The organism is Amycolatopsis sp. NPDC043885, assembly GCF_056435685.1.
Map to the genome: position 1 here is coordinate 148,171 of NZ_JBWKEA010000006.1, position 10,917 is coordinate 159,087.

Annotated in this window: 13 protein-coding genes; 6 read left to right on the forward strand and 7 right to left on the reverse strand. The window is 69.1% G+C overall.

Going from position 1 to position 10,917, the window contains the following annotated elements; all coding sequences use genetic code 11:
- Positions 1–25: 25 nt before the first annotated feature.
- The gene (locus tag AC069I_RS20140) at positions 26–835 is read right to left on the reverse strand and encodes an SGNH/GDSL hydrolase family protein (RefSeq protein ID WP_478266177.1); all 810 of its coding nucleotides are present in this window, start codon (positions 833–835) and stop codon (positions 26–28) included.
- Between the two features lie 192 nt (positions 836–1,027).
- Here AC069I_RS20140 and AC069I_RS20145 point away from each other — a divergent pair, with 192 nt between their 5' ends.
- Together AC069I_RS20145 and AC069I_RS20150 are read left to right on the forward strand one after the other, a co-directional pair.
- Positions 1,028–1,618, forward strand: coding sequence for an SACE_7040 family transcriptional regulator (locus tag AC069I_RS20145; RefSeq protein WP_465420411.1), 591 nt, complete (start codon positions 1,028–1,030; stop codon positions 1,616–1,618).
- 57 nt (positions 1,619–1,675) lie between these two features.
- Entirely contained in the window at positions 1,676–2,173 is a 498-nt protein-coding gene (locus tag AC069I_RS20150; protein ID WP_034309225.1) for a hypothetical protein, read from the forward strand.
- A gap of 204 nt (positions 2,174–2,377) precedes the next feature.
- Here AC069I_RS20150 and metX read toward each other — a convergent pair whose 3' ends face one another.
- The 3 genes from metX to AC069I_RS20165 form a co-directional block, all read right to left on the reverse strand.
- Positions 2,378–3,496: a homoserine O-acetyltransferase MetX gene (metX, locus tag AC069I_RS20155; RefSeq protein WP_478226346.1), complete on the reverse strand. Its 1,119-nt coding sequence runs from the start codon at positions 3,494–3,496 to the stop codon at positions 2,378–2,380.
- Positions 3,493–4,794 (reverse strand): bifunctional o-acetylhomoserine/o-acetylserine sulfhydrylase, encoded by a 1,302-nt coding sequence (locus AC069I_RS20160; protein WP_478226345.1) that lies wholly within the window; start codon positions 4,792–4,794, stop codon positions 3,493–3,495. The genes metX and AC069I_RS20160 overlap by 4 nt, the downstream gene beginning before the upstream one ends.
- Positions 4,795–4,873: 79 nt before the next feature.
- Positions 4,874–5,272 (reverse strand): VOC family protein, encoded by a 399-nt coding sequence (locus AC069I_RS20165; protein WP_478231928.1) that lies wholly within the window; start codon positions 5,270–5,272, stop codon positions 4,874–4,876.
- Positions 5,273–5,328: 56 nt separating this feature from the next.
- On the opposite strand from AC069I_RS20165, the gene AC069I_RS20170 reads away from it, so the two are divergent.
- The 3 genes from AC069I_RS20170 to AC069I_RS20180 are packed head-to-tail and all read left to right on the forward strand — an operon-like array spanning position 5,329 to position 7,703.
- On the forward strand, positions 5,329–5,679 hold the full coding sequence (locus AC069I_RS20170; protein ID WP_478226343.1) for a PadR family transcriptional regulator: 351 nt from the start codon (positions 5,329–5,331) through the stop codon (positions 5,677–5,679).
- Positions 5,676–6,113 carry a VOC family protein gene (locus AC069I_RS20175; protein WP_478226342.1) on the forward strand — a complete coding sequence of 146 codons (438 nt, stop codon included), beginning with the start codon at positions 5,676–5,678 and terminating at the stop codon, positions 6,111–6,113. The genes AC069I_RS20170 and AC069I_RS20175 overlap by 4 nt, the downstream gene beginning before the upstream one ends.
- 36 nt (positions 6,114–6,149) lie before the next feature.
- A complete protein-coding gene (locus tag AC069I_RS20180) occupies positions 6,150–7,703 on the forward strand; it encodes a helix-turn-helix domain-containing protein (RefSeq protein WP_340683884.1) in 1,554 nt (517 codons plus the stop codon).
- A gap of 122 nt (positions 7,704–7,825) precedes the next feature.
- Here the strand turns inward: AC069I_RS20180 and AC069I_RS20185 are convergent, their stop codons facing one another.
- The 3 genes from AC069I_RS20185 to AC069I_RS20195 all read right to left on the reverse strand — a co-directional run bounded on the left by AC069I_RS20185 (position 7,826) and on the right by AC069I_RS20195 (position 9,506).
- Positions 7,826–8,053: a hypothetical protein gene (locus AC069I_RS20185; RefSeq protein ID WP_034309241.1), complete on the reverse strand. Its 228-nt coding sequence runs from the start codon at positions 8,051–8,053 to the stop codon at positions 7,826–7,828.
- Positions 8,054–8,145: 92 nt separating this feature from the next.
- The gene (locus AC069I_RS20190) at positions 8,146–8,565 is read right to left on the reverse strand and encodes a pyridoxamine 5'-phosphate oxidase family protein (protein WP_478226341.1); all 420 of its coding nucleotides are present in this window, start codon (positions 8,563–8,565) and stop codon (positions 8,146–8,148) included.
- Positions 8,565–9,506, reverse strand: coding sequence for a zinc-binding dehydrogenase (locus AC069I_RS20195; RefSeq protein ID WP_478226340.1), 942 nt, complete (start codon positions 9,504–9,506; stop codon positions 8,565–8,567). Before AC069I_RS20195 ends, AC069I_RS20190 begins: the two co-directional genes overlap by 1 nt.
- Positions 9,507–9,672: 166 nt before the next feature.
- Here AC069I_RS20195 and ald point away from each other — a divergent pair, with 166 nt between their 5' ends.
- Positions 9,673–10,788: an alanine dehydrogenase gene (gene ald, locus AC069I_RS20200; RefSeq protein WP_478266178.1), complete on the forward strand. Its 1,116-nt coding sequence runs from the start codon at positions 9,673–9,675 to the stop codon at positions 10,786–10,788.
- Positions 10,789–10,917: the final 129 nt, after the last annotated feature.

Below are 10,917 nucleotides of genomic sequence, written 5' to 3' on the forward strand. Positions count from 1 at the left end.
AAGGGGGCCTTCACGCGCGAAACGATCAGCCGATCGCGGAGACCAGCGGGTTGTAGTAGCCGCCCCGCTGACCGGCGGCCGTCGGGTGATACGAGTTCACGATCGGCCAGGTGAGGCTGTGCAGGTAGTCGTCGGCCGACGAGCAGATGTTGTGCCCGGTGAACGCGCCCCGCACGTCGACGAACTTCGCGCCGTGCGCGGCGGCACGGACCGAGAGCACCGACGCCAGCGCGTCGGAACCCGAGTTGATCGCGGTGCGCTTCGTGTCGCTCAGCCCGACCGAGCACGAACCCGGCACGGTGTAGAAGCGCGGGTACCCGAGGACGACCAGCTTCGCGCCGGGCGCCTTCGCCTTGATCTTGCTGTAGACGTTGTTCAGCAGCCCCGGAAGCGTGTTGTTCACGTACGTCTTCGCGGTGTTGACCCGGTTGATGCAGGTCTGGTCGCTGCCGGTGGTGCAGGTGGTCATGACGTCGGCGAACCCGGCGTCGTTGCCGCCGACCGAGACCGTCACCAGCGTGGCGCTGGAGGTGACGTTCGCGATCTGGTTGAGGACGTCGCCGGTGCGCGCCCCCGAGCACGCGACGAACTTGAAGGTGGTCCCGGCGTGGGCGTTGGCCCACAGCTGGGGATAGGCGTTGGCACTGCGCATGCAGTCACCCGAGTTCCCGTAGCTGCCGGCACCGACGCCGGACGAGTACGAGTCACCGAGCGCCACGTAGTTGGTCGCCGCTTGGGCGGTGCCCGCGAGACCGAGGGTGGCAAGGACAGCGACCCCCAGGGCCGCACCTAAACGAGTGAAGGAAAGAGCTTTGATCCGAGCAGGGACGGCCATGGTCACTCCTTCGTGACAAGTTAACGAGAGACAGCATTACCAGGTGGTAGCCCCACGCAACAGGGTCATTTCCCCAGGTAACCCGCTTGGCTCAGGCTGGAAGTAAGGGTGGCGTGTCGGCGCTCGCTTACTGTGATGATGAGCTCTCGGCGGAAAAGCGTGCCTCGAGCTGTGCGGCCTTAATATGGCCAGATGCCGGCGAACCCCACCCCACTCGTGAACGGCGAGAAGGCGAACAGGCGCGAACAGATCATGGCCGCCGCCGCCGAGCTCTTCGCCCACCACGGTTTCCACGGCGTCGGCATCGACGACATCGGCGCGGCCGTCGGCATCTCGGGTCCGGCGCTGTACCGGCATTTCCGCAGCAAGGACGCCATCCTCGGCGAGATGCTGAACTCGATCAGCCGCTATCTGCTCGACGGCGGGACGGCGAGGGCGAGCCAGCGGGACGAGCCGGGCGAGGTCCTCGAAGCACTGGTGGACTTCCACGTCGACTTCGCGCTCGCGCATCCCGCGTTGATCACCGTCCAGGAACGCAACCTCGCCAATCTCACCGACAGTGATCGCAAACAGGTCCGGGCCCTACAGCGCCAGTACGTCGAGGTCTGGGTGCGCGCGATCAGTGACGCCGTCCCCGGGATCGGCGAGCGTCAGGCGCGGTCGGCGGCGCACGCGGTCTTCGGGTTGATCAACTCGACGCCGTACAACCGCCATCTCGGTGACAGCGAACTGGCCGAAATGCTCTGCCGCCTCGCGCTGGGTGCACTGCACGCCGCCAAGTGACCACGTCCGGGTTTCGGCCTATCCCCACTTTTCCGTCCTCTGGTGTTTGATAGGCACGTGGAGCCGGACAGGAGCGAGTACGAGCGGAGGCTCGTCGAAAAGGCGCAGCGCGCGCTCGTGGCGATCAGCCTCGGGGAGGACGCCGAGGCGCTCGACGAGCTCACGCCGACCGCCGTCGAGCCCCAAGCCCGCTCCGAAGAGACCAAAGAGCTCGTGATGATGCTCTTCGGTGAATGCAGCGCCATGGTGTCGACCCTCGGTGACGGCGGCAGCGCGCCGGTCAAGGTCCAGGTGTTCGACGAAGACGGCGAAGAGGTCTCGATCGACCAGGCGGACCCGCCCGTGCGGACGGCCGTGCGCACGCTGCTGGCCGAGGTGCACGGCAACAGCGAGGCCGCGCAGGAACAGGTCGAGATCGCGCTCGCCAACGCCGCGCCGGACGAGGTCGACAGCCTCGTGCTGCAGGCGCTGCGCTGGACGATCCGGCTGTCGGCGGAATGCCTGGACCGGGATCTGCCGGTGGCGCCCTGGATCTCGGACGCCGTGGCGGACTAGGCGGTGTCCTGACTCCGAGGAGCCGCCAGGTTCCCAATGTCGCATTCGAGACGCTCAGTGTCCCCGATGCGACATTGGGGACACTGAGCGTCGGCGGCAGGGCGGACAGTCCGGCGGGCCGCGTTGCGAAAGTGGCTTTCGCAACGGCACCTTCCCCGCGCCAGTAGGTACCACCGACTAGCCCGTAAGGGACGACACGCGTGATCAGCCGGACATCACGCGAGTCACCTGATCGAGCAGCAGCTTCACCAGCCGCGCGATCTGCTCGGTCTCGATCAGGAACGAGTCGTGCCCGTACGGCGAGCCGATGACGGCGAACTCCGCCCCGTCGATCCCGTCCGCGATGGCCTGCGATTGGTACAGCGGGTAGAGCCGGTCACTGTCCACCCCGGCCGCGACCGTGCGCGCGGTGATCCGGCCGAGCGCGCTCGCGACCCCGCCCCGCCCGCGACCGACGTCGTGCGTGTTCATCGATTCGGTGAGCACCACATAGCTGCCGGCGTCGAATCGGCGGGAAAGCTTCCCGGCATGATGGTCCAAATAGGACTCGACGGCGAACCGCCCGCCGCGCAAGGGGTCTTCACCGTCTTGGTAACGCCGGCCGAAGCGTTGCGCCAGTTCGGCTTCGCTGCGATAGGTCGCGTGCGCGATACGGCGCGCGATACCGAGGCCGGCGTCCGGGCCGCCGCCGGGGACGTCGTAGTAGTCGCCGCCGTGCCAGCCCGGATCCGCGCGGATGGCGTGCAGTTGCGGCGCGGCCCAGGCGATCTGGTCCGCCGACGCCTGCGCCGTCGACGCGAGCACGAGCAGCGCCGCGACCCGATCCGGCTCGCTCACCGCCCATTCCAGCGCGCGCATGCCGCCCATGGAGCCACCGGCCACCGCGGCCCACCGGCCGATGCCCAGCGCGTCGGCGAGGACGGCCTCGGCGCCCACCTGATCCCGGACGGTCACGGCGGGAAACCTGCTGCCCCAAGGCTTTCCGTCCGGATGCCGCGAAGACGGGCCGGTCGAGCCCTGGCAGCCGCCGAGTACGTTCGGGACCACCACGAAGAAGGCGTCGGTGTCGATCGCCTTGCCCGGCCCGATCAGGCCGTCCCACCAGCCGGGACTGACGTGGCCTTCCTCCGCGGGGCCGACGGCGTGGCTGTCCCCGGTCAGCGCGTGCTCGACGAGGATCGCGTTGGAGGCGCTGGAATTCAGCGTTCCCCAGGTCTCGTAGGCGAGGGTGAAAGGCAGCGTCCCGCCGGTTTCGAGCGCCTGGACGCCGCCGACGAACCGGCGACGTCCAGGCGGCTCTCCCTCTCGCCACGCACCGGTCACAGAGCGGCCTTGGCCGCCCGGAATCCGGCCTCGAGATCGGCCTTGAGGTCCTCGATCCCTTCCAGCCCGACGGCGAGCCGCACGAGACCCGGCGTGACCCCGCTGGAGGCCTGCTCCTCGGGCGTGAGCTGGCTGTGCGTGGTCGAGGCCGGGTGCACGATCAGGCTGCGCACGTCACCGATGTTGACCAGCTGGCTGTGCAGTTCCGTACCGTCCACAAAGGCCCGTCCGGCTTCGACACCGCCGCGCAGATCGAACGACAGCACCGCGCCGGCACCCTTCGGCAGGTACTTCTTCGCCGCCTCGTGGTGCGGGCTCGACGGCAGCCCGGCGTAGTACACCTTTTCGACCTCGTCGCGCTGCTCCAGCCATTCGGCCAGTGCCTGTGCGTTGGCCACGTGCCGCTCCAGACGCAGCGAAAGTGTCTCGATTCCTTGCAGGATCAGGAAACTGTTCAACGGCGCGATCGCGGCGCCGGTGTCGCGCAGGATCTGGACCCGGGCCTTGGCGGCGTACGCTCCCGGGCCGAGGGCCTCCCAGTACTTGAGGCCGTGGTAGCTCGGGTCGGCTTCGTTGAATCCGGGGAACCGCGCCGGATCCTCGCCGAAGTCGAAGGTGCCGCCGTCGACCAGCACACCGGCGACCGTGGTGCCGTGCCCGCCGAGGTACTTGGTCGCCGAGTGGACCACGATGTCTGCGCCGTGCTCGATCGGGCGCACGAGGTACGGGGTCGGCACGGTGTTGTCGACGACCAGCGGGACACCGGATTCGTGCGCGGCGTCGGCGACCGCGCGGATGTCGAGCACGTTGCTGCCCGGATTGGCCAGCGTCTCGGCGAAGAACAGCTTGGTGTTGGGCCGGACGGCGGCCTTCCACTGCTCGATGTCGTCCTGATCCTCGACGAACGAGACCTCGATGCCGAGCTTCGGCAGCGTGTAGTGGAAGAGGTTGTAGGTGCCGCCGTAGAGGGAGGGGCTGGAGACGAAGTGGTCGCCCGCGTTCGCGAGGTTGAGGATGGCCGCCGTCGTCGCCGCGCTCCCGGAGGCGAACGCCAGCGCCGCGACACCGCCTTCGAGCGCCGCGAGCCGCTGCTCCAGCACGTCCTGCGTGGGGTTGTTGATCCGCGTGTAGATGTTGCCGGGCTCGGCGAGGCTGAAGAGGTCGGCGCCGTGCTGGCTGTCGCGGAACACGTACGAGGTGGTCTGGTAGATCGGGGTCGCCCGCGCGCCGGTGGCGGTGTCCGGCGCCGCACCCGCGTGGATCTGCTTGGTCTCGAACGACCATCCGTCCGCGCTCATCGCGATTCTCCTAGCGGTTCAAGGGGTTTCGGCTGTTGTCACCGACGCTAGCTCCGCCGCACGCAGCACCCAACCACTCTCAGGAGGTGGGATTCCTTTCCTGAAGAGCGAACCTGTTGCCCTCCGAATCGGTGAACATCGCCCACCAGCCCCACGGCTGCTTCTCCGGCTGGGAGGGGAACTCGACTCCCTTCGCCGAAAGCTCCTCATACGTCTTTTCGATGTCGTCGGCGTAGAAGAAGAAGTTGCCCGTCGGGAGTTCGTCCCGCACTTCGAAGCGCTTGAGGTCCTCCGGCGCGGTACTCAAAACGAGCGACGTCACCCCATCGGCCGAAGTGACCTCGACCCACCGGTTCCCTTTGTCGTCGTACGGCACGTCGGTGGTGATCTCGAACCCGACGACCTCGGACCAGAACCTCTTCGCCCGATCCTGATCCCGCACCCCGACCACGATCTTGTGCACACCTTGAATCGCCACGCCGGCTCCTTTGTATCCATGATGGATATAACGAGATCGGAGTGTATGCTTCCCGGATGGCCGACGGCAACCCGCAGCTCACCCCCGCGGCGTTCCAGACCCTGCTGGCGCTCGCGAAAGGTCGCGCGCACGGCTACGCGATCATGGGTTTCGTCGACGAGGTGAGCGGCGGCACCGCCCAACTCGGTCCGGGCACGCTGTACCGGACGCTCGCCCGGCTCGTCGCCGACGGCCTGGTCGAAGAGGCCCCGGACACGAGCGAGGACCAGCCGCACGACTCGCGCCGCCGCTACTACCGGCTGACCCCCGCCGGCCGGGACGTCGCCGCCCGCGAGGCGGAGTTCCTGAGCAGGCTCGTCGCGGTGGCCGGGCAGGCCGGGCTGCTGAAGCGGGCGGAGTCGGCGTGAGCCGGGCGCTCGGTTTGGTGCCACATCTGTTCGTCAAGGACGTCGACGCGTCGCTTTCTTTCTACACCAAGGCGTTCGGCGCCGTGGAACTGTTCCGCAACGTGCTGCCGAACGGCGTCGTGCTGTTCGTGGAAGTCGCCGTCGGCGACGCGCGGCTGCTGGTGAGCCAGGAGATCCCGCGGCTCGACGCGCTCGCGCCCGCCACCCTCGGCGGCACCCCGATGCTGCTCGTCCTGGAGACCGAGGATCCCGACGACCTCGCGCGGCGCGCGGTGTTCGCGGGCGCCCGGGTGGAGGCGCCGGTCGAGGAGATGTTCTTCGGCGAGCGCTACGGCCGCATCGTCGACCCCGACGGCCACCGCTGGGCGCTGACGACCAAACGGGAACGGTTCACGCCGGAAGACATCGACGCGCGGACGCCACGCGAGGTCTGACGTGTGCGGCGGTCCCACCTGCTGGACAATCGCCCCATGGTTTCCGTGCGGAGCGTGGTCGATCGGGTCGGTCCGACGCTGTTGCACGCCCTCCAGGTCCCCGAGGAGTCCCCGGCCGTCGGCGACGTCGTCATCGCCGAACCCGGCAACACCCTCGCCGCGGGGGATCTCGTCCTAGGTGTCGCGATCACCGAAACGCCGGACGCCGCGGAGCTCGTCCGGCTCAGCGCGGCCAAAGGTGCCGCCGCCGTCCTGCTGAAACCGCCGCTCGCGGCGAAACCCTCGGTGAAACGAGCGGCGAAATCGGCGGACATCGCGTTGATCGAGGTGCGTTCGGCGACGTCGTGGGCCCAGCTCGTCTGGCTGCTCAGGACCGTCCTCGACGCGCTGGCCGACGAGTCGGACGCGCTGGAGGACGGCGGCGGCCCCGGTTCCGGTGACCTGTTCCGGCTCGCGGACGCCGTCGCTTCGGTGGTCGACGCGCCCGTGACCATCGAGGACACCAACTCGCGGGTGCTCGCCTACTCCGCCCGGCAAGACCTGACCGACTCGGCCCGCGTGTCCACGATCATGGGCCGCCGCATCCCCGACGACGTGCTCGCGCGGTTCCGTTCGCGAGGGGTGTTCCGCGAGCTTTCCCGCGGGCGGCAGACGATCTTCGTGCCCGCGCAGCGCGACGGCACCCTGCCCCGGCTCATCGTGCCGATCCGGATGGGCGGTGAGCTGCTGGGGTCGATGTGGGCGGTCGTCGCGGGCCCGGTCTCCGACGAACGCGCGGCCGCGTTCGCCGACGCGGCGCCCGTCGTCGCGCTGCACCTGCTGCGCCGCCGCGCGCACACCGATTCGCAACGCCGGGTCTCGGCCGAGCTCCTGCGTGCCGTACTGGAAGGGAAGGCCAGCCCGCGCAAGGCGATCGCGGAACTCGACCTCTCCGAGGAGCCGCACCGCGTCGTGGTCATCGAGGTCTCCGGCGGCGACGGCCGCGACGACGAGGGCCTGCGGCTCGCCCTCCTCGAACGGATCTCGCAGGGTGTCGGCAGGCGGCCGGTGGCCACCGAACTCGGCGGCGTGCTCTACGCGGTCGTCCCCGACGGCGACGGCTGGAACGAACTCCGGGCCGCACTCGAAGCCCTGCCGTCGTCGAGGAAGGGCGGGACACCGCGGGCGGCCGCCGGGTCGGCCTGCGAAATCGGCGAGCTCGCGACGTCACGGCTTCAGGCCGACGAGGCACTGGGGCTGCTTCGCGCGAAGCTCGTGCCCGGCCGCGTCGTGGCCTTCGACGAGGCGTGGACCGCACTTTCGCTGCACCGCGGGGCGACGGCGGCGAGTACCGCGAGGGTCGCCGAGCTCGGCCCGCTCGGCTTGCTGCGCGCGCACGACGAAGCCCACGAGAGCGGCTACGTCGACACGCTCTATCAATGGTTGCGGCATCCCGGAGACCCGCGCGCGGCCGCGAAGGAACTCCGGATCCATCCCAACACCCTGCGGTACCGGATGCGGCGGCTGCTCGACCTCGTCCCGCTGGACCTCGACGATCCCGATGTCCGGCTGGCACTGATCACGCAACTCGTTTCCCTGCGATGGAGCTGATTCCACTACAAAATGCTCGATAACGAACAGTTTGTAGTTCGACAAAACCGTGTCCAGACGTCAGGAAAGGGTCTTTCAGGACGAAAAACGTCTTGAAAGACCCTTTCCTGACATCCGACGGTTCAGTGCGCGCTGGCGCGATAACCGTCCTCAATGGTCTGCCGCACCGCGGCGAGCAGATCGGCGCCGGGGTAAAGCGGCAAAAGAACACCGGGGCCGCCGTCGACCCGCAGCGCGGCTTCGTAGCCGTTTCCCGGGGTTTCGACCAGGCCCACGATGACATCTGCCGGATTGCCTTCGGTGTCGACGGTGCGGACGCGCCGCTCCCGTCGCCAGTCCTGATTTGTCATGCGGAACAGAATGGCAGCTTACCGGCCAGTAAGATCAACATCTTGACTCGATCGTGCTGCATTTACCGTTTCGCAGGTTGCAGGGCCGTTCGTCATACCCGATAGCCGAGGTCTTCGGCGACGAATCTCTTCGGCACCATCCGGACCCAGACGGTCCCTTTCACCTCGGGATCATCGTGCAGGTAAGAACGAAAACGCGCATCCCATTCGCGTTCGTCCCGACCGAGGTACCGGCTCAGCAGCCGGCGTCCACGAGGGACGTCGAAGGGCAGCACCTCCGCTTCACCGCGCGCGAGCACTTGCCGCACCAGGCCGGTTCCGACGTCGCATACGTCGACCGTCACCGCGATCGACGGCGACTCGCGGACGAGGCCGGCCAGCCGCGCCCACGGTCCGGTGAGGATCCAGAAGGCCCGCTTCTCCCAGAGGTACCAGGCCGGGCGCACGGTCGGGCCCGCGGTGGCGACCCTGGCCGTGAGCGGACCGGCGAGGAATTCGTCGACGTCGAACATCAGACCTCGAGCAACGTCTTGCCGATCGCGCCACGCGTCTGCATGACCGCGTGCGCGTCGGCCGCCCGTTCGAGCGGGAATCGTTGACCGATCACGGGTTCCAGCCGTCCGGCGGCGGCTTCGGCGAGTGCCGACTCGGTGAACGCCCGCATCTCGGCCGGTCCGCCGAGGCCGCGGATAACCGTGACCCCGCGCGCGGCGGCGTCTTCTTCGGACACCTCCGTCCACGAACCACTCGACAGTCCGTAGATCAGCATCCGGCCGCCGGGCCTGAGCAACCCGAACGACTTCTGCCCGATCTCGCCGCCGACCCCGTCGAACACGACGTCGACCTCGCCGGCCTTCGCCGCCCAGTCCGGCTCGCGGTAGTCGACCGCCACGTCCGCGCCGTGCTCCCGGACGTGCCCGGTCTTCGCCGCGCCGCCCGCCGCGCCGACGACCTCGGCACCGGCCGCCTTGGCGAGCTGGACGACCAGCCCGCCGACACCGCCCGCCGCTGCTTCCACCAGCACGCGCTCGCCGGGCCGGATACGCGCGGCGGTCACGAGCGCGGTCGCCGTGCGGCCGTCGGCGAGGATCGCCACCGCGGCGTCGAGGGCCAAGCCGTCCGGCACCTCGAAGACACCGTCGGCGGCGACCGCGACCCGTTCCGCGTACGCCCCGGAACCGCCTGTCGAGGTCACGACGCGTTTGCCGACCAGGCCGAGGTCGACCCCTTCCCCGACCGCGCTGATCACGCCGCCGACGCCGTTGCCGGGGATCATCGGCGGTTCGGCGCGGAACGGCCCGCCTCCGCCGGCGCGGAACTGCGTCTCGACGAACGTGATGTTGGCGAACGCCACCTCGATCAGGACCTGCCCCGCGGCGGGGACCGGATCCGGGGCATCGCCCGCGACGAGCACTTCGGGCCCGCCGAACTCTTTCAACCACACGGCTCTCATGTGACCCAAGGTGCAAGCTCCAGCTGACTGGAGGTCAAGCGATTGTGCTCGCGAAACCATGATCGGTTCTCAACACTGTCGCGGGCGAACGATGACACCGCCGTCCGGGTGGCTCACCGTGAGTGGCAGCACCTTTGTTCGCAGACCCGCCGCCAGGAGGCATTCCGTGCGTATCGCCGTCCCCCGTGAGATCAAGAAGCATGAATACCGGGTGGCGCTCACCCCGGCGGGCGTGCACGAACTGACCGGGCGCGGCCACGACGTCTTCGTCGAGACCGGCGCCGGCCTCGGCTCGTCCATCACCGACGAGGAGTACCTCGCCGCGGGTGCGAAGATCCTCGCGACCGCGGAGGAGACCTGGTCCGAGGGCGAGCTCGTGCTCAAGGTCAAGGAGCCGATCGCCGAGGAGTATCCGCGGCTGCGCGCCGGCCAGGTGCTCTTCACCTATCTGCACATCGCCGCGGACCGCCCGCTGACCGACGCGCTGCTGGCCGCGGGCACCACCGCGATCGCCTACGAGACGGTGCAGACCCCGAACCGCGCGCTGCCGCTGCTCGCGCCGATGTCCGAGGTGGCCGGACGGCTGGCCCCGCAGGTGGGCGCGTTCTCGCTGATGAAGCCGAGCGGTGGCCGCGGCGTGCTGCCCGGCGGCATCCCCGGCGTGCACCCGGCGCGCGTGGTCGTCATCGGCGGCGGTGTCGCGGGCCTCAACGCGGCGCGGGTCGCGCTCGGCCTCGGCTCGGACGTCGAGATCCTCGACACCAACGTCGACCGGCTCCGTCAGATCGACAACGACTTCGGCGGCCGCATCCGCACGGTGACCTCGAACGCGCTGTCGGTGGAGCAGTCCGTGCTGGAGGCCGACATGGTCATCGGCGCGGTACTCGTGCCCGGCGCGAAGGCGCCGAAGCTGGTCTCGAACGAACTCGTTTCGCAGATGCGCCCGGGCAGCGTGCTGGTCGACATCGCGATCGACCAGGGCGGTTGCTTCGCCGACTCGCGGCCGACCACGCACGACGAGCCGACCTACAAGGTCCACGAGTCGGTGTTCTACTGCGTCGCGAACATGCCGGGCGCGGTGCCCCGGACGTCGACCTACGGCCTGACCAACGTGACGCTGCCGTACGCCGTGCAGCTGGCGGAGCACGGCTGGCAGAAGGCGCTGCAGGCCGACGCTTCGCTGGCGAAGGGCCTCAACACGCACGCGGGCGCCCTGACCAACGCCCCCGTCGCCGCCGCGCACGGCCTGGCCGCCACCGACCTGGCCGACGTCCTGGCCTGACCCCCCACGCCACACTCCCACGCGAGGGATCTTTGCCACCCCGGTGCGCAAAGGTCCCTCGCTCCTTTCCGCGCGACGACAGCTCGTGGGCAGGGACGGTTACTCAAGGGACAAGGCAACGTGGCGTTC

Excerpts from the sequence above, each read along its gene's own strand:
- AC069I_RS20140 (WP_478266177.1), bottom strand. The coding sequence starts at position 835 with ATGGCCGTCCCTGCTCGGATCAAAGCTCTTTCCTTCACTCGTTTAGGT.
- AC069I_RS20145 (WP_465420411.1), top strand. The coding sequence starts at position 1,028 with ATGCCGGCGAACCCCACCCCACTCGTGAACGGCGAGAAGGCGAACAGG.
- AC069I_RS20160 (WP_478226345.1), bottom strand. The coding sequence starts at position 4,794 with ATGAGCGCGGACGGATGGTCGTTCGAGACCAAGCAGATCCACGCGGGT.
- AC069I_RS20170 (WP_478226343.1), top strand. The coding sequence starts at position 5,329 with ATGGCCGACGGCAACCCGCAGCTCACCCCCGCGGCGTTCCAGACCCTG.
- AC069I_RS20180 (WP_340683884.1), top strand. The coding sequence starts at position 6,150 with ATGGTTTCCGTGCGGAGCGTGGTCGATCGGGTCGGTCCGACGCTGTTG.
- AC069I_RS20185 (WP_034309241.1), bottom strand. The coding sequence starts at position 8,053 with ATGACAAATCAGGACTGGCGACGGGAGCGGCGCGTCCGCACCGTCGAC.
- AC069I_RS20190 (WP_478226341.1), bottom strand. The coding sequence starts at position 8,565 with ATGTTCGACGTCGACGAATTCCTCGCCGGTCCGCTCACGGCCAGGGTC.
- AC069I_RS20195 (WP_478226340.1), bottom strand. The coding sequence starts at position 9,506 with ATGAGAGCCGTGTGGTTGAAAGAGTTCGGCGGGCCCGAAGTGCTCGTC.